This window comes from Achromobacter sp. 01N37, from assembly GCF_056399725.1.
This window is the reverse complement of the sequence record NZ_JBFTRX010000004.1, coordinates 153,679-180,067: the sequence shown is the minus strand read 5'-3', so window position 1 is coordinate 180,067 and position 26,389 is coordinate 153,679. Positions and strand designations below refer to the sequence as shown.

General features: G+C 63.5%; 24 protein-coding genes. 3 read left to right on the top strand and 21 right to left on the bottom strand.

What is annotated here, in order from left to right:
- Positions 1-5: 5 nt before the first annotated feature.
- The 5 genes from AC1DSJ_RS09830 to glmS all read right to left on the bottom strand — a co-directional run bounded on the left by AC1DSJ_RS09830 (position 6) and on the right by glmS (position 9,441).
- On the bottom strand, positions 6-1,160 hold the full coding sequence (locus AC1DSJ_RS09830) for a polysaccharide biosynthesis/export family protein (RefSeq protein ID WP_054421085.1): 1,155 nt from the start codon (positions 1,158-1,160) through the stop codon (positions 6-8).
- Positions 1,161-1,203: 43 nt separating this feature from the next.
- Complete coding sequence (locus tag AC1DSJ_RS09825) at positions 1,204-3,267, bottom strand: glycosyltransferase (RefSeq protein WP_175170658.1); 2,064 nt, start codon at positions 3,265-3,267, stop codon at positions 1,204-1,206.
- The gene (locus AC1DSJ_RS09820; protein ID WP_441371343.1) at positions 3,264-5,744 is read right to left on the bottom strand and encodes a hypothetical protein; all 2,481 of its coding nucleotides are present in this window, start codon (positions 5,742-5,744) and stop codon (positions 3,264-3,266) included. The genes AC1DSJ_RS09825 and AC1DSJ_RS09820 overlap by 4 nt, the downstream gene beginning before the upstream one ends.
- A 39-nt stretch (positions 5,745-5,783) precedes the next feature.
- Complete coding sequence (locus AC1DSJ_RS09815; RefSeq protein ID WP_082386902.1) at positions 5,784-7,043, bottom strand: nucleotide sugar dehydrogenase; 1,260 nt, start codon at positions 7,041-7,043, stop codon at positions 5,784-5,786.
- Between the two features lie 565 nt (positions 7,044-7,608).
- The gene (gene glmS / locus AC1DSJ_RS09810) at positions 7,609-9,441 is read right to left on the bottom strand and encodes a glutamine--fructose-6-phosphate transaminase (isomerizing) (RefSeq protein ID WP_054421081.1); all 1,833 of its coding nucleotides are present in this window, start codon (positions 9,439-9,441) and stop codon (positions 7,609-7,611) included.
- 150 nt (positions 9,442-9,591) lie between these two features.
- Between glmS and AC1DSJ_RS09805 the strand changes: the two genes are divergently transcribed.
- Positions 9,592-10,080: an Lrp/AsnC family transcriptional regulator gene (locus AC1DSJ_RS09805; RefSeq protein ID WP_346552474.1), complete on the top strand. Its 489-nt coding sequence runs from the start codon at positions 9,592-9,594 to the stop codon at positions 10,078-10,080.
- A gap of 15 nt (positions 10,081-10,095) precedes the next feature.
- Here AC1DSJ_RS09805 and AC1DSJ_RS09800 read toward each other — a convergent pair whose 3' ends face one another.
- From AC1DSJ_RS09800 to AC1DSJ_RS09775, 6 genes are all read right to left on the bottom strand, one after another.
- Complete coding sequence (locus AC1DSJ_RS09800) at positions 10,096-11,154, bottom strand: glycosyltransferase family 4 protein (RefSeq protein WP_346552471.1); 1,059 nt, start codon at positions 11,152-11,154, stop codon at positions 10,096-10,098.
- Positions 11,151-12,473, bottom strand: coding sequence for a UDP-glucose dehydrogenase family protein (locus AC1DSJ_RS09795; RefSeq protein ID WP_441371342.1), 1,323 nt, complete (start codon positions 12,471-12,473; stop codon positions 11,151-11,153). The genes AC1DSJ_RS09800 and AC1DSJ_RS09795 overlap by 4 nt, the downstream gene beginning before the upstream one ends.
- 102 nt (positions 12,474-12,575) lie before the next feature.
- On the bottom strand, positions 12,576-13,985 hold the full coding sequence (locus tag AC1DSJ_RS09790; RefSeq protein WP_175170663.1) for an MFS transporter: 1,410 nt from the start codon (positions 13,983-13,985) through the stop codon (positions 12,576-12,578).
- On the bottom strand, positions 13,985-15,358 hold the full coding sequence (glmU, locus tag AC1DSJ_RS09785; RefSeq protein ID WP_346552469.1) for a bifunctional UDP-N-acetylglucosamine diphosphorylase/glucosamine-1-phosphate N-acetyltransferase GlmU: 1,374 nt from the start codon (positions 15,356-15,358) through the stop codon (positions 13,985-13,987). The genes AC1DSJ_RS09790 and glmU overlap by 1 nt, the downstream gene beginning before the upstream one ends.
- 69 nt (positions 15,359-15,427) lie before the next feature.
- The gene (locus AC1DSJ_RS09780; RefSeq protein WP_441371341.1) at positions 15,428-16,279 is read right to left on the bottom strand and encodes a PhaM family polyhydroxyalkanoate granule multifunctional regulatory protein; all 852 of its coding nucleotides are present in this window, start codon (positions 16,277-16,279) and stop codon (positions 15,428-15,430) included.
- A 42-nt stretch (positions 16,280-16,321) separates the two neighbouring features.
- A complete protein-coding gene (locus AC1DSJ_RS09775; protein ID WP_441371340.1) occupies positions 16,322-17,050 on the bottom strand; it encodes a glycine zipper 2TM domain-containing protein in 729 nt (242 codons plus the stop codon).
- A 145-nt stretch (positions 17,051-17,195) separates the two neighbouring features.
- Between AC1DSJ_RS09775 and AC1DSJ_RS09770 the strand changes: the two genes are divergently transcribed.
- Positions 17,196-17,423: a DUF3717 domain-containing protein gene (locus tag AC1DSJ_RS09770; protein WP_054421074.1), complete on the top strand. Its 228-nt coding sequence runs from the start codon at positions 17,196-17,198 to the stop codon at positions 17,421-17,423.
- A gap of 75 nt (positions 17,424-17,498) precedes the next feature.
- Here AC1DSJ_RS09770 and AC1DSJ_RS09765 read toward each other — a convergent pair whose 3' ends face one another.
- From AC1DSJ_RS09765 to AC1DSJ_RS09745, 5 genes are all read right to left on the bottom strand, one after another.
- The gene (locus AC1DSJ_RS09765; RefSeq protein ID WP_054421073.1) at positions 17,499-18,107 is read right to left on the bottom strand and encodes an SCO family protein; all 609 of its coding nucleotides are present in this window, start codon (positions 18,105-18,107) and stop codon (positions 17,499-17,501) included.
- A gap of 17 nt (positions 18,108-18,124) precedes the next feature.
- Complete coding sequence (gene cyoE, locus AC1DSJ_RS09760) at positions 18,125-19,018, bottom strand: heme o synthase (protein WP_054421072.1); 894 nt, start codon at positions 19,016-19,018, stop codon at positions 18,125-18,127.
- A 13-nt stretch (positions 19,019-19,031) separates the two neighbouring features.
- On the bottom strand, positions 19,032-20,066 hold the full coding sequence (locus AC1DSJ_RS09755; RefSeq protein WP_054421384.1) for a COX15/CtaA family protein: 1,035 nt from the start codon (positions 20,064-20,066) through the stop codon (positions 19,032-19,034).
- Between the two features lie 51 nt (positions 20,067-20,117).
- Positions 20,118-20,699: an SCO family protein gene (locus AC1DSJ_RS09750; RefSeq protein WP_054421383.1), complete on the bottom strand. Its 582-nt coding sequence runs from the start codon at positions 20,697-20,699 to the stop codon at positions 20,118-20,120.
- An 85-nt stretch (positions 20,700-20,784) separates the two neighbouring features.
- A complete protein-coding gene (locus tag AC1DSJ_RS09745; protein WP_441371339.1) occupies positions 20,785-21,678 on the bottom strand; it encodes an SURF1 family protein in 894 nt (297 codons plus the stop codon).
- Between the two features lie 39 nt (positions 21,679-21,717).
- Between AC1DSJ_RS09745 and AC1DSJ_RS09740 the strand changes: the two genes are divergently transcribed.
- Positions 21,718-21,918: a twin transmembrane helix small protein gene (locus AC1DSJ_RS09740; RefSeq protein WP_006216871.1), complete on the top strand. Its 201-nt coding sequence runs from the start codon at positions 21,718-21,720 to the stop codon at positions 21,916-21,918.
- Between the two features lie 104 nt (positions 21,919-22,022).
- Here the strand turns inward: AC1DSJ_RS09740 and AC1DSJ_RS09735 are convergent, their stop codons facing one another.
- From AC1DSJ_RS09735 to coxB, 5 genes are all read right to left on the bottom strand, one after another.
- Positions 22,023-22,898 (bottom strand): cytochrome c oxidase subunit 3, encoded by an 876-nt coding sequence (locus AC1DSJ_RS09735; RefSeq protein ID WP_054421070.1) that lies wholly within the window; start codon positions 22,896-22,898, stop codon positions 22,023-22,025.
- Between the two features lie 37 nt (positions 22,899-22,935).
- Entirely contained in the window at positions 22,936-23,160 is a 225-nt protein-coding gene (locus tag AC1DSJ_RS09730) for a DUF2970 domain-containing protein (RefSeq protein ID WP_054421069.1), read from the bottom strand.
- A 9-nt stretch (positions 23,161-23,169) separates the two neighbouring features.
- Complete coding sequence (locus tag AC1DSJ_RS09725; RefSeq protein WP_217483375.1) at positions 23,170-23,295, bottom strand: cytochrome oxidase small assembly protein; 126 nt, start codon at positions 23,293-23,295, stop codon at positions 23,170-23,172.
- A 31-nt stretch (positions 23,296-23,326) separates the two neighbouring features.
- Positions 23,327-24,934 (bottom strand): cytochrome c oxidase subunit I, encoded by a 1,608-nt coding sequence (gene ctaD / locus AC1DSJ_RS09720; protein WP_054421068.1) that lies wholly within the window; start codon positions 24,932-24,934, stop codon positions 23,327-23,329.
- A 104-nt stretch (positions 24,935-25,038) separates the two neighbouring features.
- Positions 25,039-26,196 carry a cytochrome c oxidase subunit II gene (coxB, locus tag AC1DSJ_RS09715; RefSeq protein WP_175170668.1) on the bottom strand — a complete coding sequence of 386 codons (1,158 nt, stop codon included), beginning with the start codon at positions 26,194-26,196 and terminating at the stop codon, positions 25,039-25,041.
- Between the last annotated feature and the right edge of the window lie 193 nt (positions 26,197-26,389).

Below are 26,389 nucleotides of genomic sequence, written 5' to 3'. Positions count from 1 at the left end.
ACACGCTATTGCACGCCGGACGAACTCGAACCCGAATCGCTATCGATGGCTCGCGTGGCGCTGAAGCCGGCGCTCATCGTGACGCGGAAGGCCGACAAGACCTTCTGCACCTGTGTGAACGGCGCGTCCGAGATATAGATGGCCTGGCCTTCATGGACCGTAAATTCGCGGGCCAGCGCCACCTGCTCGGGACGCGTCAGATCAAACTGATACACCACCGGCAGCAGGTCCGCCTTGCCTTCCACCCCGGCCTTCGCGGGCGTGAACAGGAACACGGAACGCGGGTCGGCCAGCTTGTCGTCCAGGCCACGGGAATCGGCCAACGCATCCAGCACCGAGTAGTTGCGCTTGCTGATCGCCACACGGCCTTGGTTGCCCGCGGCGCCCAACACGGTCAGGTATTCACGCGAGTCATAGGCGGTGATGACATCGCCCGGCCGCAGCATGATGTCGTTGTTCTGGTTGCGGTAGATATCCGACAAACGCACCGACGCCACCTGATTGTCGCGGCGCAGGCTGATCACGAGCTGTTCGGGATTCGTCTGCACCGGCGCGGCCTGCGCCAGCGCGCTGCTCAGGCGTTGCGCGGTCTGCGTGATGGGATACATGCCGGGCTTGGTCAGGTTGCCCTGCACCGTCACCATCTGCCCGCGCGCATCGGCTGCGCGCGTGACGCTCACATCCGCGCCCACGACAAGCTTGGCCAGCCGCTGCACGATGGCGTCATGCAATTGCGAGAGCGTCGAATCCGCGGCGCGGAATTTTCCCAGGATCGGGAACGAGACATACCCCGTCCGATCGATTTCCTGATTGCCCAGGTCGCTGACGCCGGACGGGTCCGCCGCGAATACACCCAGGCCACCGCGTTCCCATACTTTGACGTTGATGCCGTCGCCCGGCACCAGGCGGTCGAATCCTGCCTGCGTAAGATCCCGGTACGGCACCGGAAAGTCAGACACCTCTGGCACCTGGCTCGCGCGCGCAAGCTCGCGCGAGGCGGGCATCACGACGACATCCTTGTCATCGTGAGCCCCCGTCATTTCGCTCAACATCGGACCGGAACGCGGCAGCTGGCATCCCGAAAGTGAAAGAGCGGCCAACACCAGCAGGGCGAAGGCCGCGTTGCGCCGCAGGCCGAAAGCCGGGACGTTCATGTGCATAAAAACCTTAAATCTGTAGGACCTCGGGAAGACCAGCCGTGTGTCAGGCAAGCATGCGCTGCATGGGCTGGAAGTCGATGCGTTCCTCGTTTTCCGAGACGGGCAGGACGGGCACGCACAGGCTCAGGAACTTGCTCAGCATCGCGTCGAGCGAAAACAGGTCTTGTGCCCGGGTACGGCTCTGCGCCTTCAATGACTCGTTGCTGCGCACCCGATCAACCATCGACTCAACCTTGTCGCAAGCTTCGGTCAGGTCTGGATGTTCGACATCGCTGAGCAGATGGCCTGTTTCGTTTTCAACGAAGCATTCTCCGGCGCCGCCAGCGGGTGTTGAGATCACCGGAACGCCCAACAGCTGCGCTTCGATCAACACGTTTGGCAAGCCCTCATAACGCGACAGCAGCAGGCTGGCGTCCATCTGCGAATACCAGTAGCCCACGTGGTTGGACAGGCCCACCAGCAACAGGCGATCGGTCACGCGCAGTTCTTCCGCCAGCGCCACGATGTTGTCGTGCAGGCGTCCGTCGCCCACGATGACAAAGCGTGCCTGAGGCCGCCGCTTCAGATACATCGCGGCAAGCTTGATCCAGAGCTGCGGCCGCTTGTCCGGTTCCAGCCGGAACACGCCGCCAATCGTTTCAGTGGCGTCGGTGGTGGCTTCCTTGAAGGACTCCCACTTTTGCTCGTCGGCGCTGGATGCATTGGTCGCCAGGTCGGGCACGCCGTTGTACAGCACGTGAAAGCGCACGACGGGAATGCCCAGCCACTGCGCGTACGCCTCGGCGGCCGTGCGGCTGTTGCTGACGAAGTACACGCCCGGCACTTGCGCCAAGGCCTGGAACAGCTCGGGATACTCTTCGCGGAAGCGGTCTTTGCGGATGTTCGGCGGCAATCCGCGAAACACCAGGTGGATGGTCGGCACACCCGCAAGCAACGCGGCCAGCGCGCCGAACAGGCACGTGCCGTCTTGCCACAGGCTGACGACGTCAAACGGGTTGGCGCGCAGCACCGGCGCAAGCCGCGTCACGCCGTAGTGCACGGGCGGGGGCAGCTGTTCCAGCATGCGGCCCAGGCGGCCGTCGGGCACCGATTGATGCGCCACCGAAATGGCGGGCAGCTTGTTGATCTCGGTGACCGGAATCTGCGCCTGCACCAGCACCGGCAAAAAGAAGTCGAGCCCTTGCTTCTTTTTCGTCGAACCCGCCGGCTCGGTGTGCTGCTTGACCATGACTTCGACCTTCTCGGGCCGCATCACCACGTCCGGCAGCTGCCGATCCGGCTGCTCCGCCATGCGCGTCAATTCGCCGGCAAGGCGCGTCAGCTGGCGCTCGGCGCCGCCGGGGCCCAGGCTGCCCGTCACCAGGGCGACGGACACGGGCTTTTCTGGCGGCTGCTCGGCGATCTTGCGGTTGCGAAAGTGCAGGATGGCGTGCTTCATCGACACAATCCGCACGTCCTTTCCCGCCAGGCCGCCTTCGGGCTCAAGGCCCTTGAAGAAGGCGTAGTCGGCGGCCAGCGCGTTGGCCAGCTCCGCCGCCTTGCTGCCCGGCGCCAGGTGCGCGGCCACGGGGCGGATCGCTTCATACGCGTCCGCCAGCAAGCCGCGCTTGCGCAGCCGTTTGGCGAATTCAACGCGGATATTGCGATCCGTGTGTTCCAGAATCAAGCGCCGGAACAACTGGTCCGACTGCTCGTGTGCGCGGATGTCGCTAAGCAACTTGGCGCGGGCGAACAGCCGCGACGGGTTCTCCGACGTTGCCGGCAGATGGCGGTCGACCAAGGACAAGGCCTCGTCGACATGCCGTTCCTTGACCAGCCGCGTCGCGCAGTAGCGCACGATAAGAAGGTCGTCCGGGCACTCTTGCAGCAGGGTTGCCCACTGCTCGGCCATGCCCTCGTTCAAGCCTGCCGATTCCTTCAGCCGAAGCAACAGGAAGCGGACCTTCGAGTCTTGCAGATGATCGCGCGCCAACGCTTCGGCGCGCGCCAGGTTTTCTTGTGCGACCTGGACCCGCACCGACGCCGTGACGATCTCCTCCAACTGGGCATGCACCCATTGAAGATCGGACGCAACGTCCGCCCGTTCGGTAGTCAGTGGTGGGTTCATGCTGCCTTCCTTCGATTGGCTTTTTCGATCCACACCAAGCAGCGATCGATGTAGTGATCGAACTGCGTGGGGTTATCGGACAGTTCGCGAAGGCGGCGCCAGTACGGCAAAGCCTGTTCGAAACGATGCAGACGCATGGCGCCGACGGCGGCCAGGCGCAGGCCGATGGCGTCGGTGGGAACCAGTTGCAGAATGCGTTCGCCCAGCGCCAGGCGCTCGGTGGTGCTGGCCGGGTCCAACGCGCGCGCCTCGGCATACAGCACGGCGATGATGCGGCGTTTTTCGTGATCGACTTCCGTCATCTGCGGCCACGATTGAGCAACGCGTTCCAACAGGTTCCAGGCGGCGCGGTGATCGCCTGCCGCGAGGATTTCGCGAGCGCCGCGAATGGCGCGCGGGCCCAGTCTGCCCAGTTGGCGTTCGGCTTCATCTTTGGCGTTCTGGTCGGCCGAGGCGTTGGCCAGCACGGCCTGGTAGGCGTCGATGGCTTCGCCGAACCAGCCACCGTTGAAGGCCACGCGGGCAAAGTACAGCTGCGTGCTCAACGGCGCGGCCTTGTCGGCGGCGGCTTGTTCCAGATGGCGCATGGCGGTCTGCTTGTCGCCCAGCGCATCGGCCGCGCGGCCGCGCATCGCGTCCAGTTCGGGGAAATCAACCTGCGTATCCAACGCGATGTCGGTCAGGTCGATCACTTCCTTGTGATTGCCGGCCAGTAGCGCGGCGCGTACGCCAAGGCGCATCGCTCGTTCGAACGCACGCTGCGCGCGCAGGGCGGTCAGGGCGTCGGCGTTGAGCAGGCGGTGCGCGCAGATGCGTTCGGCGGCATCGCGCAGGCGTCCTTCTTCCAGCGCGCGGGTGCCGTCCTCGGCCCATGCGGCCGATTGCGATTGCAACCAGGCGCTGATGTCTTCGTGTTGGCTCTTGGCCAGGCCGCAAGACACGGCCAGCGCGGCGGCGGCCATGATGCAACCGCGCCACGAGGCTTCCTTGACCAGTTCCAGCGCGTCCACGTCTTCCAACGCGGGGGATTCCGACGCCAGGGCGCGCAGGCCGGCGCGGTCGCCCGCCAGCAGCCGGTCGCGCCACAGCACCGCAAAGCCCCGGCCGTACGTCGGGATGGCTTCGCGCACTTCATTGACCCAGCGGATGACGGCGTCCATGTCGCCGCTGGTTTGCAACAGCGACAACACGGTGTCGGCCGCTTCCAGCGCGGTGGCGTCGGTGGGCGACGAAATGCGGAACAGCTGCTTCCAGTTGCCCAGCGACTCGTCCACGTGACCCAACTGGCCGGCGGAGGCCGCGGCGATGCGGACGATTTCGGGCGTTTCGATTTCGTCGCCCAGCAAGCCGGCCGCAAGCGAGTACGCCAGATCGTGGCGGCCCAGCTTGAAGTGGTTGCGCATCAGGATCTGTTCCGCCTTGCTGCCGGAAGCCAGAGCGCCGTCCGCGCTGCCCAAGAGCTCAAGCGAACCTTCGTAGTCGCCCAGTTCTGCCTGGATGCGTGCGAACAGCAGCATGTGCTCGGGCAGGCCTGGGTGGCGGCGCAGCACGTCGCGCACGCGGCGCGAGGCTTCACGCAGGTCGCCCGAATCCCAGATCTTTTCGATGCGCTCGGCGCTGTCGTCGGCGCCCAGCTTGGGTACAGACACCTGCGTGGTCGATGCGCTCATGCGCGGGCGCATGTAGTTCTTGAACCATTCGTGGCACAGGCGCTCGGCAAAGACCTGCGTGTAGTGCGTCAAATCCAGCCCGCCGTTTTCCATGGCGTCGGCCTGGCCGATCTTGCTCATGAGCGGCGTCGGGTCATAGCACGGCACGCCGATGCGCTGCGCGCTTGCGGCCACGGCGGCGATCAGCTGCGCGCGTTGGTCGATCGGCACGTTGTCCGGCGTCAGTGCGTTGACATGCGTGACGAACACGACCTTGTCATGACCCAGCAGCGCGACCAGCTCGCGCATTTCGGCTTCGATTTCTTCGTCGGTCTGATCGCGCTTGACGATGCGCGACAGCAGGTCCTGGTCATCGCGCGACAGGCTTTTGAACACGGCGTCCTGGTCCAGCTGCACACGGCGTTCGGCAAGCCGGTCGGTGCTGGCCAGCTGCCAGAACATCCGGGTGCGCGCGCGGTCGGCGAAGAACTCGCTGAAATAGCGAACCAGATAGTTGGATTGAATGGGATGGCCGTCGATGGTCAGCAGCTTGCGCGAAGACAGCTCGACCATGTACAGGTCGGCCGGCTTGTGCGTGCCGCGGCGCGCTTGCTCGCCATTCGAAGGGCGGAAGATCAGGCGCTGCACGTCGGCCGGAATGTCCATCTGGCCAAACATGAAACGCGCCTGCTGTAGCGCCTCGGCGCTGGTGTGCACAAAGCCGTAGTTGCGCCCCAGTTGCAGCTTGATCGGGTAGCGTCCCACGGCGTCACGCAGGGGCGTATGAATTCGGCAGGTGCCGATCGGAGCGATAGTAAATGCAGTCATCCAGGGTCTCTCCTGTAGTGATGGATAGCGAGCCTGAACTTAAAGAGTCCAGTACAAGAGGTCGGGGGCAAGGCGCTTGCTGTCCAGCACCGACTTCAGGTCGCACACCATGCCTCCGCTGTTGACCAGGCCGGGGAGGTCTTCCCAGATGGTCTCCATGGTTTCGCGGTGAGGGACCGCGAGAATCAGCACGTCCATGCCACCGAATGCTTCGCGGGGGACGAGCTTGATGCCGTATTCGTGTTCCATCTGTTCGGGGTCGACCATCGGATCGCACGCAACCGGCGTGATGCCGTAGCTGCCCAGCGCCTGGTACAGGTCGACAACCTTCGAGTTACGGATGTCGGGCACGTTTTCCTTGAACGTCATCCCCAGGATGCCGACGCGCGTGGACGCGTTCAGGCGGCCGTTGCGGGCCAGCGTCTGCACGATGCGCTGTGCAACGTGGTTCGCCATGCCGTCATTGATGCGGCGGCCGGACAGGATGACTTCCGGGTGATAGCCCAGTTCCTGGGCCTTGGACGTCAGGTAGTACGGGTCGACGCCGATGCAGTGTCCGCCCACCAGGCCGGGCGAGAACTTCAGGAAGTTCCACTTGGTGCCGGCGGCGTTCAGGACTTCCGAGGTGCGGATGCCGACCAGATCGCAGATCTTCGACATCTCGTTCATCAGCGCGATGTTGATGTCGCGCTGGGTGTTTTCCAGCACCTTCGCCGCTTCGGCCACCTTGATGGACGAGGCGCGGTGCACGCCGGCGTCGATGATCTTCTCGTACACGCCGGCAATGATCTCCAGCGATGCTTCATCCTGGCCGGACACGATCTTCACGATCTTCTCCAGCGGATGCTCGCGGTCGCCCGGGTTGATCCGTTCGGGGCTGTAACCCAGCTTGAAATCGACGCCGCAGCGCAGGCCGGACACCTTTTCGAGTTCGGGGCCGCAGATTTCCTCGGTAGCGCCGGGGTGGACGGTGGATTCAAACACCACGATGGAACCCGGACGCAGCACAGGGCCAATCGATTGGCATGCGCGCACCAGCAGGGAAAAATCGGGGTTGTTCTTTTCGTCGACCGGCGTGGGAACGGCGACCACGAAAAAGTCGCAGCCTTCCAGTTCCGAAATCTGGTCGGTAAAGGTCATGGCAGAGGCACGCAGGGCGTCGTCGTCAATCTCGCCGGTCCAGTCATGTCCCTCTTTCAGTCGTGCGATTCTCCGCTTATCTACATCAAAGCCGATGACATCAAAGCGCTTGGAAAATGCGACGGCTACGGGCAGGCCGACATATCCAAGGCCACACACTGCGATTCTCTTTACCACGGGGGCCTCACTGTTTTCGTCGTGTCGTGGACACTAGAAATCGACGCCCGAAGACACGTAAATCGATTCAAAATCGATATACGACTGTCCCCATTGGGCGGACTTATTGCTTAAGAAATGTTTCGTCTCGAAACCTGCACATACGTGTCGGATGACGAGCCAACGAATCGTAGATGGGCCAGACAGCAATATTCTTTCTAAAAATTATTATTGCTGTGGAAATGAGTCAGGGTTTCCGTAATAAACCCCGGGAATTCCCTCAAATAATTACATTCATTACACAAACCGCAACACAGAATGGCCGGGCAATTGTTAACGAATATTAAAAAGGGTATTTCTTATTCCTGTTTAACCATACTGAAAAACATAATGCTTGTTCAGCGGGTATTTATTAATAGCCTAAAGCAATTATTCCGTAATGCAAAATCGTTGTGTACAAGCCCGTCATAATCCGCTGAATAATGCCCCTGAAAATCGCCGTCTTCAAAGCACTTGGCCCACCGCATGCGGTGGGCCAAGTGCTTGATATAAAAGACGAACAGCGGTGTTATTCCACCGTCACGCTCTTGGCCAGGTTGCGCGGCTTGTCCACGTCCGTGCCGCGGGCGCAGGCCGTGTGGTAGGACAGCAGCTGCAGCGGAATGGTGTGCAGGATGGGTGACAGCTTGCCGTAGTTCTCGGGCATGCGGATCACGTGCATGCCTTCGGCGCTTTGGATCTTGCTGTCGGCATCCGCAAACACATAGAGCTCGCCGCCGCGCGCGCGCACTTCCTGCATGTTGGACTTCAGCTTTTCCAGCAGCTCGTCCTTGGGCGCGATGGTCACAACCGGCATGTGCTCGGTCACCAGCGCCAGCGGGCCGTGCTTGAGCTCGCCAGCCGGGTAGGCTTCGGCGTGGATGTAGCTGATTTCCTTCAGCTTCAGCGCGCCTTCCAGCGCGATGGGGTAGTGCATGCCACGGCCCAGGAACAGGGCGTTTTCCTTGGACGCGAAGCGATCGGCCCACGCCATGATCTGCGGCTCAAGCGCCAGCACCGAACCGATGGCCACCGGCAGATGGCGCAGCGCCTTCAGGTGATCGGCTTCCTGCTCGTCCGACAACTGTCCGCGCACTTGCGCCAGCGTCAGGGTCAACAGGAACAGCGCGGTCAGCTGGGTGGTGAAGGCCTTGGTCGACGCCACGCCGATTTCAACGCCGGCGCGCGTGATGTACGACAGCTTGCATTCGCGCACCATGGCGCTGGTGGACACGTTGCAGACGGTCAGCGTGTGCTCCATGCCCAGCGAACGCGCGTGCTTCAACGCGGCCAGCGTGTCGGCGGTTTCGCCCGACTGCGAGATCGTGACCACCAGCGAACGCGGGTTGGGCACGCTGTCGCGGTAGCGATATTCGCTGGCGATTTCCACGGCCACCGGGATCTTGGCGATGGACTCAATCCAGTACTTGGCGGTAAGACCCGCGTAGTAGCTGGTACCGCAAGCCAGAATCAACAGCGAATCGATCTCTTTGAAGACCTTGTAAGCCTGGTCGCCGAACAGCTCGGGCGTGATGGCTTCGATGTCTTGCAGCGTGTCGCCCACGGCGCGCGGCTGCTCGAAGATTTCCTTCTGCATGTAGTGGCGGTACGGGCCCAACTCAGCCGCGCCCGTGTGCACGTGCACGGTGTGCACTTCACGATCCACGTTCTTGCCGTTGGCGTCCACGATCCACACGCGCGACAGTTGCAGGTCAACGACGTCGCCGTCTTCCAGGTAGATGATCTGGTCGGTCGTGCCAGCCAGCGCCAGCGCGTCGGAAGCCAGGAAGTTTTCGTTCTGGCCCACGCCCACCACCAGCGGCGAGCCTTGGCGAGCGCCCACGACGCGATGCGGTTCGTCGCGGCAGAACACGGCGATGGCGTAGGCGCCATGCAGGCGGCGCACGGCGTTCTGCACGGCTTCGAACAGGTCGCCGGCGTACAGGTGGTTCACCAGATGCGCGATGACTTCGGTGTCGGTCTGGCTTTCAAAGACATAGCCCACGGCCTGCAATTCAGCACGCAGTTCGTCGTGGTTTTCGATGATGCCGTTGTGCACGAGCGCGATGCGCGGCTCGTCGTTACCCAGATGCGAGAAGTGGGGGTGCGCGTTGTGCGTGGCCGGCACGCCGTGCGTGGCCCAACGCGTATGGGCGATGCCCGTGAAACCCTGCACCTTGTCTTGGGCAACCTGGTCGGCCAGCTCAGCCACGCGCTGCGTGCTGCGCGTACGGCGCAGATGGCCGTCGGCATAGACGGCAACGCCGCAAGAGTCGTAGCCGCGGTATTCCAGCCGCTTCAGACCTTCAACAAGAATCGGGGTGATGTCGCGCTGGGCGACGGCGCCAACAATGCCGCACATAGGAGAGACTCCGCTAAGTTCGTGTACCGACGCATTGTGCGCGACCCGCAAAGAAATATGATTTCTTAATACGTCTATATTTGGAAGTTAATTCCCTTACATATTTGTGATTAAATAATCTTTCTTCAAAATGTTGTTTTTGAATTAATCATGCAAAATATGCCCAATCTGCTGCCGGAACTCGATGATCTGGACCTGCGCATTCTTGAACAGTTACAAGAAGACAGCTCACTGACCAACCAGGATCTGGCCGCACGCGTGCATGCCTCGCCCCCCACCTGCCTGCGGCGAGTGCGGCGCTTGGTGGATGAAGGCGTGATTGACCGCCAGGTCGCCATCCTGGCGGCCGAAAAGCTGGGCAGCACGCTGACGGCAATCGTCGAGATCACGCTGGATGTGCAGGCCGCCGAAAGCCTGGACGCGTTCGAACAAAGCATGCTGACCGAGCCCGCCGTGCTTCAGTGCTACCGCGTGTCGCCCGGCCCGGACTTCGTGGTGATCGCCCAGGTAAAGGACATGCCCGCCTATCACGCACTGGTCCACCGCGCCTTCACGGCGCAAGCCAACGTGCGCAACGTGCGCACGTTCTTCTCGGTGCACCGCGCGAAGTTTGAAACGAGGATTGATGTGCGGGGGTGAGTGCCCCCGCAAGGGTCAGCGCCCGCCCAGCAGCCGCTCGAACTGCGCCAGATACCGGTTGCCCATTTTCTGCACGTCGTGTTCGTTCTTGACGTACTCGTACGCGCGCGCCGTCACATCTTGGCGGAATGCGGCGTCGTCCAGGCAGCGCGCCATGCCGGCGGCCATGGCCTGGTGGTCGCCCACGGCCACCAGCACGCCGCGCCCGTCGGCCAGGCTTTCTTTCAAGCCGCCCGCGTCGGTGGATACCACCGGCACGCGTTGCAGGAAGGCGTCCAGCACGCTGCTGCCTAGCGCTTCTTCTTCGGAGCTCATGACGAACACGTCGAGGATGCTGTAGAAATCTTCGACGCCTTTGCGAAAGCCCGCGAAGCGGTAGACGTCTTCGATACCGAGCTTTTTGGCTTCGTCCTTGGCCTGCTGTTCGCGGTCGCCGCCTGCGCCGAAATGCAGGAAGACGAAGTCGCGGCGCGTCTTGGCCAGTTCGCCCACGGCGCGCACCAAGGTGACGGGGTCCTTGTCGCGGATCAGCGCGGCGGAGGTCGCCATGACCTTCTTGCCGGTCAGTTCGAATTCGCGCACCAGGTTGGCGACGTTCTCGGCGTTGATGGCGTGCGGTTCGACCGCGCTGCGGATGATGACGGGTTCGATGCCCAGCCGGCGCGGTTCGCTGGCGGCCATCTCGCTGATCGCCACGAACAGATTCGCGTGGCGCCACTTGTAGCCGGTTTTCCATTCGTCGCCCGGCTTCACCACAAACGACGTGCGGCGCGAGAACACCACGGGGCTGCGATGCAGCCACTTGGTCAGCACGGCCCACGTGATGGTGTTGGCGGTTTGCGCGTGGATGATGTCGTAGCGGCTGGCGCCCGCCAGGAACGCCAGTTGGCCCGGCACGTTGCGGCAGGTGTGGGCGACGAAACCCTCTTGGCGCGCGCGCTCGGCCAGCGGCGCGCCTTCGCGGCACATCACTTCGACGTCATGGCCCGCCTTGCGAAAGGCGCGCATGCAATACAGCGTCTGCCGTTCGCCGCCGCGCCAGCCTTTTTCGAAGTTCAGTTGCAGGATCTTCATGCGCGGCCGATGCCCGAATACTCGAAGCCCAGGCCGCGCACGTCGGCCGGCGTGTACAGGTTGCGGCCGTCGATGATCAGCGGCGTCTTCAGCAGCGCCTTCACGCGGTCGAAGTCGGGTGCGCGGAAGACCTTCCATTCGGTCGCAATCAGCAGCGCGTCGGCGCCGTCCAGCGCGTCGTACATGTCGGTGGCGAAGCTGATGCCCGGCTGGCCGACCAGCACGCGGGCGGCCTCGTGCATGGCGACGGGGTCATAGGCGCGCACGTCCGCGCCACGGCGCGTCAGTTCGGCGATGACCGTCAGGCTGGGCGCTTCGCGCATGTCGTCCGTGTTGGGCTTGAACGACAAGCCCCACAGCGCAATCTTGCGGCCGCGCAGGTCTTCGCCGTAGCGTTCCACCAGCTTTTCCGACAAGCGGAATTTCTGCGCGTGGTTGGCGGCTTCGGCGGCTTCGATGACGCGCATGGGCAGGGAATTTTCGGCGGCGGTGTTGACCAGCGCCTGCACGTCTTTGGGGAAGCACGAGCCGCCGTAGCCCGCGCCGGGATACAGGAAGTGATAGCCGATGCGCGGATCGGCGCCGATGCCGCGGCGCACTTGCTCGATGTCGGCGCCCAAGGCTTCGGCCAGGTTCGCCATCTCGTTCATGAACGAGATGCGCGTGGCCAGCATGGCGTTGGCGGCGTACTTGGTCAGTTCTGCCGAGCGCACGTCCATCACCATCAGGCGGTCGTGCGTGCGCTGGAAGGGTTCGTAGATGCGGCGCATCATGCCGATGGTGTAGTCGTCGTCAGCGCCCACGACCACGCGGTCCGGGCTCATGAAGTCATTGATGGCGGCCCCTTCCTTCAGGAATTCGGGGTTGGAGGCCACGCTGAAGGGAATGTCGACGCCGCGCGCCGCCAGTTCCTTAGCCACCACCGCGCGCACCTTGTCGGCGGTGCCGACCGGCACGGTGGACTTGTCGACGATGAGTTTGCGCGTGGTCATGTGGCGCGCGATGTTCTGCGCGGCGGCCAGCACGTACTTCAGATCGGCGGAGCCATCTTCGCCCGGCGGCGTGCCCACGGCGATGAACTGCACGTCGCCAAAGGCCACGCTTTGCGCCACGTCGTCCGTGAAATGCAGGCGGCCCGCCTGCACGTTGCGGCGGACCAGGTCTTCCAGGCCGGGTTCATAGATGGGGATGCCGCCTTGGCGCAACAGGGCGATCTTCGCCGCGTCGACATCCAGACACATGACGTCGTTGCCCATGTCGGCCAGGCACGCTCCCGACACCAATCCCACGTAACCGGTACCCACGACCGTGATTTTCATGCCTGCCCGCCTTCAAAATAGGGAATCTTGCGCGCCTGGCTTCAGGAACCAGGCGCCGGCCGCCATTATAGAAGCGGCCGGGAACCAGGGGCTGAATGGCCCCTAGACCCGCAATTTGCTGAAACGGACGGTGTTCACGACCACCGCCAGAGCTGCGCAGATCGTCCCCAGCACCAGCGCCAGCCCGGGGCCGTGCGCCACGCTGACGCTGAAGGCGATGGCCACCAGCGCCGTGCCAAAGCTCTGGCCGAACACCCGGGTCGTGGCCTGCAAGCCACCCGCCGCCCCACTGCGCGAGCGGGGCGCGGCCGACAACATGGCGCGGTTGTTCGGCGTCTGGAAGAAACCAAATCCCACGCCCGCCACGAACATGCCCGCCACAATGGGCCAGTTCGACACCGACGACGGCAGCAGGGCCAGCGACAACATGCCAGCCACCATGGTCGCCGCCCCCACGCCACTGAGCGTGGCGGCGGAATAGCGGTCGGACAGCCGGCCCGCCAGCGGGGCGATGATGGCGGTGCCAACAGGCCAGGCGCCCATCAGCATGCCGACTTCCAGGTACGGCCGGCCCAGCACCTGCTGGAAGTAGAACGGCAGCGACACATACGACGCCATCTGCGCCGCAAACGTGCAGGCCGACGCGCCCACGGCGAACGCCAGCGGACGGATGCGCAGCAGGTCCACCGGCACCAGCGGCGCGGGCTGGCGGCTGGCGCGGCGCACCAGCACCAAGCCAACCACCGTCGCAATCGCAACCAGGCCGATCCCGCGCAGCAGATCCTGCCCCATCATGTCGACGCCGGAAATGAAGACGCCCAGCGTCACCATGCAGAGCAGCGCGCTGACCCAATCCAGCTTGACGTCGTTACGCGGCACTTCAGGCAGATGGCGCAGGCCGAACATGGCCAGCACGCAGATCGGCAGATTGACCGCGAAGATCCATGGCCACGGCGCCACCGACAGAATGGCGGACCCGATGGTGGGCCCCAGCACCGACATCACGGCCACCGTGGTGGCGTTGATGCTGATGCCGCGCCCCAGCAATTTCAGCGGATAGATGTTGCGCACCAGGCCGCCAAACATGCACATCAAGGTGGCCGCGCCCACGCCCTGGAACACGCGCGCCGCCGTCAGCTGCCACAACGTGCCGGCCAGCGCGCAGCCCAGCGACGCCAACGTGAAAAGTATCAGGCCGAAGGTGAACATGCGGCGAAAGCCGATGCGCTCGGCCAGCGCCGACAAGGGCAGCAGCATCATCACCACCGCCAGGTTGTAGGCGTTGACGATCCAGACGGCTTGCGCGGGGGATGCGTTCAGGTCGACGGCGATCGTGGGCAGGGCCACGTTGGCGATGGTCGTGTCCAGCACCGACAGGCTGATGCCTGTCATCACCGTAGCGGCCGCCCAATACCGGCGCGGCGTGGGCAGGCCGTCAGGCTGGGCCGACTTGGCGCCGCCGCTTGGGGCGGCGCCTTGAGCGGCAGCCTGGGCGGGGTCGTTCTCCGCCATCACGACTTCTTGACGGGACGCTGCCAACCCTCAACGGTGAGCTGTTTGGCACGCGACACCGTCAGCTTCTCAGCCGGCGCGTCGCGCGTCAGGGTGGTGCCTGCGCCCAAGGTGGCGCCACGGCCCACACGCACCGGCGCGACCAGCTGCGTGTCGGAACCGATGAAGGCGTCGTCTTCGATGACGGTGCGGTGCTTGTTCACGCCGTCGTAATTGCAGGTGATGGTGCCCGCGCCCACGTTCACGCGCGCGCCGATGTCGGCGTCGCCGATGTAGGCCAGGTGATTGGCCTTGCTGTCCGCGCCCAGGACGCTCTTTTTGATTTCGACGAAGTTGCCGACGTGGCTGCGGTCGCCCAATTCGGCGCCCGGACGCAGGCGGGCATACGGACCCACCCGCGCATCACGGCCCACTTCGGCCTGTTGCAGATGGCTGAACGCTTCGATCTGCGTGCCCGCGCCCACCGCGACATCGCGCAGCACGCAATGCGGGCCAACGCGCACGCCATCGGCCAACGTCACATTGCCTTCGAACACGCAGCCCACGTCAATGAACACATCGCGGCCGCACGTGAGCGAACCGCGCACGTCAAAGCGGGCGGGGTCGGCCAGCGTGACGCCGGCTTCCAGCTGGCGGCGGGCTTGCTCGCCTTGCCAGCGGCGTTCCAGTTCGGCTTGCTGCACGCGGCTGTTCACGCCCAGCGTTTCCCAGCCGGCGGCCGGTTGCGCCGCGCCCACCGGCACGCTGTCAACGACAGCCAGCCCGACGACGTCGGTCAGGTAGTACTCGCCCTGTGCGTTCTTGTTGTCGATGCGGGTCAGCCAGTCTTTCAGCTTGGCCGTGGGTGCCGTCAGGATGCCGGTGTTCACTTCCTTGATGGCGCGTTCGGCGTCGGACGCGTCCTTGTGCTCGACGATGCGGCACACATTGCCTTGGGCGTCGCGCACGATGCGGCCATAGCCGGTGGAGTCGTCCAGCACTTCGGTCAGCACCGCCGCGCCCGCGCCGCGCGCGTCCAGCAGGCGTTGCAGCGTATCGGGCTGCACCAGCGGCACGTCACCGTACAGCACCAGCGTCACGTCATCCTTGCCTTCGCCTTCCAACAGCAGCGGCACCGCTTGCTGCACGGCGTGGCCGGTGCCTTGCTGCGGTTGCTGCAACACGAAGTGCAGATCCGGCTGGCCTTCGAACGCCTGTTTGACGCGGTCCGCGCCATGGCCGACCACGACGATGATGCGCGCCGGCTTCAACTGGCGCGCGCTGTCCAGCACATGGGCCAGCATCGGTTTGCCGGCCAGCGTGTGCAGCACTTTGGGAAGGTCGGACTGCATGCGTTTGCCCAGTCCGGCGGCGAGGATCACTACATTAAGCATAAGTTCTAAAAGGTTGAGAGACGGCGGAGCAGCCTTGCGGCCACTCGCCAGTCGAGATTGAAAGGAGGATCAGGGCGTGCCGTCGGCAGGCCCGGTTTTCTTTGCGCGAGGCGCGGATTTGGAGGCGGTCTTAGTGGCGCCCTTGGCGCCGGACTTAGCCGCTGTCTTGCGTGCGGCAGGCGTCGAAGCCTTGGCCTCGGTGCGGGCCGCAGCCTTGGATTCGCCCGGCTTGGAATCGCCCGATTTGGATTCGCCGGACTTGGCCTCGCCCGATTTCGGGGCCGACGCCGCGCCCGGTGCTGCGGGGTTGGACGGCATTGACGCCGCCGTGGCCGCCGCGATCTGGTTGAACTGCTGTTGCAGCAGATCCCACCAGGCCTTGGATGCCGACTGCGCCGCAGCGCCCATCTGTTCGCTCATGCCGGCCATGCCGGATTCGGGCGCCGCGGCATTGTCTGCGTTGGGTTCCTTGGCTGCCTCGGTATCCTTTGACGAGGACGTGGGCGCAGCCTTGGGTGCGGACTTGGGCGCGGGCTTCAACCCCAGCACCACTTCCAGCGGTGATGCCGCACCGCTTTCGCGCACCATGTTCAAGTCCATGTTGGCCGCGCTGTCCACAAACGCACGCAAGGTGCTGATGGTGGAGCGCTGCACTTCCATGCCCTGGATGGTGGACGACAGCATGGACAAGTTCATGCGCAGCCAGTTTTCCACCGAACGCAGCTCGGCGATGCGGCGGTCCAGGTCTTCCAGGTTCATCGGGGGAGCCATGGGCAGGCTGCTGGCCAGGCCGCCCGGCCCGGTCAAACCCGCCCAAGCCTGGCGCATCATTTCCATGCTGGCCAGAAGAGGGTTGCCCGACAGATCCGAGTTCTGCCCCATGCCAGGTAGGACGAACGGATTGGTGAATGAGTCGCTCATGCCAGATCTCCCCGCGTACGGATGGTTGCCGCTGGCTGCCGGTCAACCCGGCAGCAGCTGATTATTTTCAACGCGCACGTGATCGCCGGATGCAAAAGCGAAGGGCTGCGCGCTGCGGAACTGGCGCGCACTACCGTCACTCATGCGGACCGTAAGCTCATAGTGCGTCACCGTTTGTTGCTGTCTGATATTACGCTCAACTTCACGGCCTGCCAAAGCACCACCGACCGCGCCCAGCACGGTCAGCGCCGTCTTGCCGCTGCCTCCGCCAAATTGATTACCCACCACGCCACCCACCACACCGCCACCAATGGTGCCGACGAGGTGATCGCTGTTGTCCTTCACAGGCACCTGCACCTGGCGGATGGTTTCGACCACGCCGCAGCTCTGGCAAGCCTGTTGCGCGGGTGCGGGCGCGGCGGGCCGCGGCGCGGAAGCCGATGCCGGACGGCCTTGCTGGGTTTGTTGCGCCTGCGCCTGCTGGGCTTGGGCCTGCTGTGCCTGCGCCTGCTGGGCCTGCGCCTGCTGGGCCTGCGATTGCTGAGCCTGCGATTGCTGTGCAGCAACTTGCGGCGCCGGGGCCAGGTTGGCGCTTTCCGGGCCAGCCTCAGCCACAGGCGTGTCCGCGTGCGGATTGGCCGACGGCGAGGGCAGCCAGCCCATCACAGCGGCGACGCCCACGGCGCACATGACGATGACAGCGATCGACGCGGCGGCAACCAGGGGATGCAAGCCGCGGCGCGCGTGCTCAATTCGGGTGGATGTATTCATGACGATGCTCCATCGTAACTAACCGGCATCGGTATAGCACCCGGGCGCGGTTTCGGCATGTTGCGATGGTGACGCTTCTTTGCAGGGGTAATGGCCCCAAGGGCGGGCGGATGGACACTCGCGCGCATTCGTGGACAATAGCCGAATGGATTCCATTTCTCTGCCCCAGCTTGAACAGGCGATCAACTATTGGCGCAACGTGTCGCCTTCGGTCGGTGACGAATCGCGCCTGTGTCCCGAAGCCGCGGCGCTGGCCACGCCCTATGCGCTGATGATCATGACGCACCGCCACGACATCGCCGTTTCCGAACTCAATGAAAAAGCCCAGGCGGCGCTGGCCGGCTGGGCTTCGGCGGGCGGCGGCGCCCGCTGATCACTTCTGGCTGAATCGCCCGATTACGAATTAGCCCTCGCGGACTAGCCCGATTTCGAACCCGTCCTGTCAGGACTAGCCTTTCAGCAGCGCCTGGATGTCGTGCGTCAGCGCGTCCACACCCAGGTTGTTGTTGGCCAGCACGCGCGATTCGCCCTTGCCGTCCAGCAAATAGAACGCGGCCGTGTGGTCCATCGTGTAGTTGCTGCCATCCTTGGTGGGCGCCTTGGCGTAGTACGCCTTGAACGAGGCGGCCGCCTTCTTGATTTGGTCCGGCGTGCCGGTCAGGCCCAGAAAGCGCGGGTCGAACGCCGACACATATTGCTTGAGCACTTCCTGCGTATCGCGTTCCGGGTCCACCGTAATCAGCAGCACCTGCACGCGGTCGGCGTCCGGGCCCAGCTTCTTCATGACTTCGGTCAGCTCGGCCAGCGAGGTCGGGCAGACGTCGGGGCATTGCGTGAAGCCGAAGAACACCACCACAACCTTGCCGGCGAAATCGGACAGCTGACGGGTCTTGCCGTTGGTGTCGGTCAGTTCCATGCCGCGCCCAAGCTGGGTGCCGCTGATGTCGCTGCCTTTGAACGTGGGTGCGCTTTCGCCGCAAGCGGCCAGGGCGGCCGTGAAAGCGGCGGCGACGGTCAAGCGCAGAGCCAGCCGGCGGCTGGCGGAAAACATGGACATCAACAACCTCCAGGGGGTCAGCGCAGCAGGCCGACCCAGTGGTCCACCAGCAGGGCGCCAAACAGCAGCGCCAGGTAGAGAATGGAAAAACGGAACATGCTGCGCGCGAGCTCGTCGCTGTAGACGCGGTACAAGCGCCACGCATATGACAGGAACATGCCGCCCAGCACCAAGGCCGACAGCACATACAGCACGCCGCTCATGCGGATGGCGTAGGGCAACAGCGTCGTGGCCACCAGCGCCACGCTGTACAGCAGGATGTGCAGGCGCGTGAACTGGTTGCCGTGCGTGACGGGCAACATGGGCAGGCCGGCCTTGGCGTAATCGTGGTTGCGATACAGCGCCAGCGCCCAGAAATGCGGCGGCGTCCAGATGAAGATAATCAGCACCAGCACCCAGGCTTCCGCCGGCACGGAATCGGCCACGGCAGCCCAGCCCAGCGCAGGCGGCATCGCGCCCGACAGGCCGCCGATCACAATGTTCTGCGGCGTGCGCGGCTTGAGGATGACGGTATAGATGACGGCGTAGCCCACAAAGGTGGCGAAGGTCAGCCACATCGTCAGCGGGTTCACCAGCGTGTACAGCACGAACATGCCCGCGCCGCCCAACAGGCCTGACAGGCTCAGCACCTGGAACGCCGAGATCGTGCCGCGCGCCGTGGCGCGCCGCGCCGTGCGCAGCATGCGGGCGTCGACTTCCTGTTCGATCAGGCAGTTGATGGCGAAGGCGGCTGCGGCAAGCAGCCAGATGCCGATGGTGCCAAACAGCACACGGCGCATATCGGGAATGCCCGGAACGGCGAGAAACATGCCGATGACCGCGCAAAACACCGCAAGCTGCGTCACGCGCGGCTTGGTGAGTACGAGGTATTGGCGGAACAATCCGGGTTGAGGAGCGGCAAGACTGGTCATAGTGGACCCTRTTTTAAACGCGCACCGAATTGGGGCCATAGCCCCCCGTCGGCGCGCGTCCCGCCGTGGACAAACGCACCATCAGCACCACCGCGGCCAAGGTCAGGCCGGCGGCGCCCCCATTGTGCAGCACCGCGATCAAGAGCGGCCACTGGAAGAAGATGGTCGTCAGGCCGGTGAACAACTGCGCGGCCAGCAATGCCAGCATCAGCGTGGCGGGGCCGCGCAGGCCGGGTTCCGCCCGCAGGCGCCAGGCCAGCGTGCCCAGGTACAGGAACACGACGAAGGCGAAATTGCGATGCACCCAGTGGATGGCGGTGAGTGCGGGCTGGGAAATCATCTCGCCAGATGGCAGTTCGCCCAGGCCCCGGATCACGGAGTACCCGCCGTGGAAGTCCATGTCCGGCACCCATTTCCCGTGGCACATGGGAAAGTCCATGCAGGCCAGCGCAGCGTAGTTGGTGCTGACCCATCCGCCTAACGTCACTTGCACCAGCAGCAAGCCGAAGCCCACGGCCACCCAGGGTTTCCAGCGCGCCGCAGCCGCGGCAATGGCCAGATGCGGGCGTTCACGCGCGGACAGCCAGGTCATCAGCGCCAGCACCGACAGCCCGAACACCAGATGCGACGTCACCACGGCCGGCATCAGCTTGTGCGTAACGGTCCAGGCGCCAAACGCGCCCTGCACGCACACGGCGACAAGCGTCGTGATGGCCAGCGCCGGCGAGCGGCCCAGTTCGCGGCGATAGCGCCACGCCATGTAGACGATGCCGATGATCAGCATGCCCAGAATCGTTCCGACGTAGCGATGGATCATTTCGATCCAGGCCTTGGACAAGGTCACCGGGCCGAACGGCATGGCCTGGGACGCTTCGTGGATGTCGCCCATGGCGCCCAGCGGCGTCGCGCTGCCGTAGCAGCCGGGCCAGTCGGGGCAGCCCAGGCCGGAGTCCGTCAGGCGCACGAAGGCGCCGAACATGATCAAGTCCAGCGTCAGGAACCAGGTGAAAAATACGAGCTTGCGATAACGCGCTTTGATGCGTTCCATGTCAACCAAATAAAAATGCACACACATGCGCACTCGCCGGGAAAGACTCCCTTAGCCAATGCGCGAGTTATAGACCAGCTTGCTGATGTCTTTGCGGACTTTCACGCCGTCAGCGTCGGCAGGGTACTGCATCATCAGGTTGCCCAGCGGGTCGATTACCCAGATCGGGTCTTGCAGGGCCGGCTGCCCGGCGGCCGAATCGCGCGCCAGCAGGTAGTGCGCCAGCTGATCCGGATTCACGCGCAGCATGACCGTGCCTTGATACGCTTCAAGCACCTTGTCCGGCACCGGCGCATCGTCGGTAATGAACCAGACCCGCGCCAGGCGGTCCACGTTCTTGCCCTGGCTGGCGTGCGTATTGCGCGTAATGTAGAGCTTGCGGGCGCAGCTTTCCGGGCACGCCGCGCCGTCGGCCGCCAACAGCAACCATTTGCCTTTCAGGCTTTGCAGGTCAAACGGCTTGCCGTCCAGCGTGGTCAGCTTCAGTTCATTGGCCGCCGGCATCGGCCGTTGTGGTGACACCAGCGTGCCGTAGTTGGCAGAATCCGACGGCCACCATTGCGGGTTCATGTACACCACGAAGGCGCCCACGATGGGCGCCAGCGAACACAGAAACACCAGCACCATCGGCATCAGCGAACGCTTGCGCGCAGGCGGGTTGGATGAAATGTCGCGAGCCACTTTATATCCTGGAAGAGTCGTTCATTGATGCGCGCGATCAGGCCCGGGGGCCTGGCTCTGCGCGCTGGCGCATGCGCTTGATGGCGCCCCCCAACACCACCAGCCATGCGATGGCGGCAATCGAAGCAAACGCAAACCACTGCACGGCGTAGGACGTGTTCTTCTGAAAATCGACGGGCGGTTCTGGCCAGTCGCGTATGAGACCGTCGGCGCTGGCCGGGCTGGTTTGGCCGGGCTGGCCGGACTGGCTGGCTTCGCTGGTCTGGCTGGGCTGGCTGGTCTGGCTGGTCTGGCTGGCGTCGCTGGGCAGGCTGGGCTGGCTGGTTTGGCTCAACACGACAGGCAAGAGGTTCAGGCCCGTGGCGCGCGCGTAAGTGTCCAGCGGCAGGTTCTGCACTTGCGGCGTTTTGCCGTCCGCCGCCGGTAACGCCGGCAGGGCGGATTGGTCCTGCCCGCCCAACGACCACAGTTCGAACATGCGCGGCACGCGTTCGGACAACTCGCCGGTCACCGTTTGCGGCCCTTCGGGCGTGGCGGGCAACACCGGTTCGCCCTGGCCCTGAATCACTCGCGGCAGCCAGCCGCGCAGCACCAGCACCGCTTGCCGCGAGGCCGAATCCAGCAGCAGCGGCGTGGCCAGCCAATAGCCCGGGCGGCCATCGTGATTGCGGTTGTCGAGCAGTACACTGAATTGCGGCAACCATGTGCCAGTCGCCTGCGCCACGCGCCAAGGTACCAGCGAATCAGAGGGCGTGGCGGGGGTGAGCTGCACCGGCGCTTGCTTGCGGCCGGCTTCGATAGCGGCCAGAATGGCGCGTCGCTCATCGCTGCGACGCAACTGCCACTGCCCGAGCGACGCCAGAATCACCACGGCGATACCAAGCAGAAGTAGGGCAGCTACCGTGTAGCGGGTGGAGTGCGGTCGGGCCATGTATCGTTGCTAATCACTCTATTTTGTCCGGAGACCACCATGCGCGTTTTCGTCGTACTGGCCTTCATCGGAATTCTGGCCAGTCTGGCATCCGCCCTGGTCTATCTGATGCGGGACAAAGGGTCCACCAGCCGCACCGTCAATGCGCTGACCGTGCGCATCGGACTATCGGTTGCGCTATTCCTGTTCGTGCTGTTCGCCCATCACATGGGCTGGATCGAAAGCACGGGGCTGCGCTGATGGCCCCAGGCAGGATGGGTAGCGCGGGTTAATCGACAGCGTTGTTGCCGAGGAGTTCCCGCGCGTTATCCATCACACGTGCCCGCAAGCGGGCACGTCAGGCGTCAGAACCAGTACACGAACAAGTACAGGCCCAGCCACACCACGTCCACAAAGTGCCAGTACCACGCCGCGCCTTCGAAGCCGAAGTGGTGGTCGGCGGTGAAGTGTCCCCGCATCAGGCGCACCAGGATCACCGTCAACATCGTGGCGCCCAAAATCACGTGGAAGCCGTGGAAACCGGTCAGCATGTAGAACAGCGAACCGTATGCGCCCGAATTGAATTTCAGGTTCAGCTCGGTATAGGCGTGATGGTATTCGGCGGCCTGACAGGCCACGAAGACAAAGCCCAGGATGACGGTTGCGGCCAGCCAGAACATCGTCTTGCCACGATGATTTTCGCGCAGCGCATGGTGGGCGATGGTCAGCGTGACACCCGAGGACAACAGCAGCGCGGTGTTGATCGTGGGCAGCCAGAACGGGCCAACCGTCTGGAATTCCTCAACCACGCCGGCCGGGCCGAAGTTGGGCCAGGCGGCCTTGAAGTCAGGCCACAACATCAGGCGGTGGTCGATATCGCCCAGCCACGGCGTGGTGATGGTGCGCGTGTACCAGAGCGCGCCGAAGAACGCCGCGAAGAACATCACTTCCGAGAAGATGAACCAGCTCATGCCCCAACGGTACGAGCCGTCGATGCGCTTGCTGTTCAAGCCCGCTTCAGATTCCTGGATGGCGTCGCCAAACCAGTAGTACAGCACCACGATCAAGCCGATGAACCCGGCCAGCACGGACCACTTGGCCCAGCTGACGCCGTTGATCCAGGCTGCGGCGCCCAGCCCCATGAACAGCAGCGCCACCGCCGTACGCACGGGGTGACCCGAGTCGGCGGGCACAAAGTAGTACGGTGCCTCTTTACCTTGAACCGAGTGGCTTGCACTCATGGCTTTCTCCCTGGTACAGATTTATAGATTAAGTGATTCAAGTCAGGCTTGAAACCGCCCAACGCACAATTAATACCAGCACAGTCACGAAGATTGCCGCTGCCAGCAGCCCAGCCAGAATCACGTGCACCGGGTTCAGCTTGGCGCTGTCTTCCCGGTAGCCCGCGCCCTTGCGCACGCCGAAGAACCCCCACGCCACCGCCTTCATCGTCTGAAGGAAACTCAGCTTGCGCCGGGTGGTTTCGTGCAGGTCGTCGCTCATGGTTTGGGCCTAATTGACCGCGTTTCCTGTCAGCAACGCTGAACCGCGCAACACGGTCCAGGCAAACACAGCGATGACAAAGGCCACGAGGACCAGTCCTGCAATCTTGTTACGGCGGCGCTGCTCGGGTGTCATTGCTGTGCTACCTGGAACATGAAAGACGGGTTCACTTCACTTCGGGCGGGGTTTCGAAGGTGTGGAACGGCGCGGGCGACGGCACCGTCCATTCCAGCCCTTCGGCGCCTTCCCACGGCTTGGCGGCCGCGGGTTCGCCCTTGCCCATGTAGCAACGCAGAATCGCGTACAGGAAAATCAGTTGCGACAAGCCGAACCAGAACGCGCCAATGGTGGCCATCTGGTGGAACGTCGTGAACTGCGCGGCGTAGTCGGCGTACCGGCGCGGCATGCCGGCCAGGCCCAGGAAGTGCATCGGGAAGAAGGTCACGTTGAACGAGATCAGCGTCGACCAGAAATGCAGCTTGCCCAGCTTTTCGCTGTACATGCGGCCCGTCCACTTCGGCACCCAGTAGTAGGCGCCGGCAAACAGCGCGAACAGCGAACCCGCCACCAGCACGTAGTGGAAGTGCGCCACCACGTAATAGGTATCGTGCACCTGGATATCGATCGGGGCCACCGACAGGATCAGGCCGGTAAAGCCGCCCATCGTGAACACGAAGATGAAGCCGATGGAGAACAGCATCGGGGTTTCGAATGTCATGGAGCCGCGCCACATCGTGGCGACCCAGTTGAACACCTTCACCCCGGTCGGGATGGAGATGAGCATGGTGGCGTACATGAAGTAGAGCTGCCCGGTCACCGGCATGCCCGTCGTGAACATGTGGTGCGCCCACACAATGAAGGACAGCACGGCAATCGACGCGGTGGCGTACACCATCGAGGCGTAGCCGAACAGCTTCTTGCGGGCAAAGGCCGGCACAATCGCCGACACGATACCGAACGCCGGCAAGATCATGATGTAGACCTCGGGGTGCCCGAAGAACCAGAATACGTGCTGGTACAGGACCGGGTCGCCGCCTGCGGCTGCGTTGAAGAAGCCCGTGCCGAAATGGCGGTCGGTCAGCACCATGGTGATGGCGGCGGCCAGCACCGGCATCACGGCCAGCAGCAGGAAGGCGGTGATCAGCCAGGTCCAGCAGAACAGCGGCATCTTCATCAGCGTGAGGCCGGGCGCGCGCATGTTCAGGATGGTCACGATGATGTTGATCGCGCCCATGATCGAGGACGCGCCCATCAAGTGCATCGCAAAGATGCCCAGGTCCATGCCCGGACCCATCTGCAAGGACAGCGGCGCATACAGCGTCCAGCCCGCGGCGGTGGCGCCGCCCGGCACGAAGAACGATGCCGTCAGCATGATCGCGGCCACCGGCAGCAGCCAGAAGCTGAAGTTGTTCATGCGCGCGAACGCCATGTCGGATGCGCCGATCTGCATCGGGATCATCCAGTTCGCAAAGCCCACGAAGGCCGGCATGATGGCGCCGAACACCATGATGATGCCGTGCATGGTCGTGAACTGGTTGAACAGTTCGGGGCGGAAGAACTGCAAGCCCGGCTCGAACAATTCGGTACGCAGCAGCAAGGCGAGCGTGCCGCCTTCCAGCAACATGGCAAACGAGAAGATGAGATACATCGTCCCGATGTCTTTATGGTTCGTGGCGAATAGCCAGCGGCGCCAGCCCGTGGGCATGGCGTGATGGTGGTCATCGTGACCGTGGCCGTGGCCCGGCGACACGTGGTCTACAGTGACGCTGCTCATGATGGACTCCTTCCTGCTGAGTGCCGGCCCCGATCCACGGGACCGGCAGGGTATCTCTAACTAAACGGAACCGGTTCTATCGGTGGAGGAACGTGGGTGCGCAATCAACGCGCAGCCGCGACGTCCTTCGGTAGAACCGTCGGGTCCTGCCCCTTGCCTGCATTGCTCCAGGCATGGCGCGTATAGCTGATGACCGCTGCGATCTCGACATCATTGAGCTGCCCGCCGAATGCCGCCATCGCGGTGCCGGGCTTGCCCTTCAGCACGGTGTTGATCTGTTCGGCCTTGGGGCCCAGAACAACCTTGTCTCCGTCAAGCGGTGGGAAGCTGCCCGGAATGCCCTTGCCGTTGGCCTGGTGACAGGCTACGCAATTGGCGGCGAAGACTTTTTCGCCACGGGCAACCAGTTCGGCTTCCGTCCACTCTTTATTAGGATCGTCGGCGTTCGCCGCCATCTTCTTCTTTTGGTCTTCTACCCATTTGTCGTAGTCGGCTTGCGCCAGCACTTCAACAACGATGGGCATGAAGGCGTGGTCTTTGCCACAGAGTTCCGCGCATTGCCCGCGATAGATGCCGGGTTTTTCAGCACGGAACCAGGCGTCGCGCAGGAAGCCGGGGATGGCATCCTGTTTGACGCCGAAGTCGGGAATCATCCACGAGTGGATCACGTCGGCCGCGGTCAGTACGACCCGGACCTTTTTGTCCACCGGGACCACCATGTGGTTGTCCACTTCCATCAGATAGAACTCGCCCTTGGGCTCGCGGTTCTCGATCTGCGCGCGGGGCGTGGACAGCGTGGACAGGAACTTGACGCCAGCGGCGGAGCCGTCGAGGTACTCGTACCCCCACTTCCATTGATAGCCGGTGACCTTGATGGTGAGGTCGGCGCTTGATGTGTCTTTCATGGCCACGACCGTCTTGGTGGCCGGTAGCGCCATGGCGATGACGATGATGAAGGGGATGACCGTCCAGGCAACTTCCACGCCCAGATGCTCATGGAAGGTTGCGGCCTTGTGCCCCCGTGACTTCCGGTGCGCCCAGATGGAGTAGAACATCACTCCGAACACACCGATGAAGATCACGATACAGATCGTGAGCAACAGCCAGTGCAGCCACATGATGTCGCGTGATATTGCTGTCACGCCTTCATGCAGGTTCAGCTGATTGACCTTCGGGCCGCCGGGCATGTCTTGCACCTGAGCACTGGCCACGCTGCCAATCAGCATCGCACAAGCCCCCAGTATCCCTCTCCACTTCTTCATGCTTACCTCGAAACACGGCGCGAGGGCCCTTGTCGCCTAGTGGCACGAGTGTCACTTCAACAGGACTACGCGCAATTATTAGATGGCAGGGTTAAGCAGGGAAGATAGAGCGGCCCCCGCGTTCCCACTCGAAATCACAAAGAAACTGGCGGATTATAGCGGACACGCAAACAGATGTAAGACAAGCCTCTTG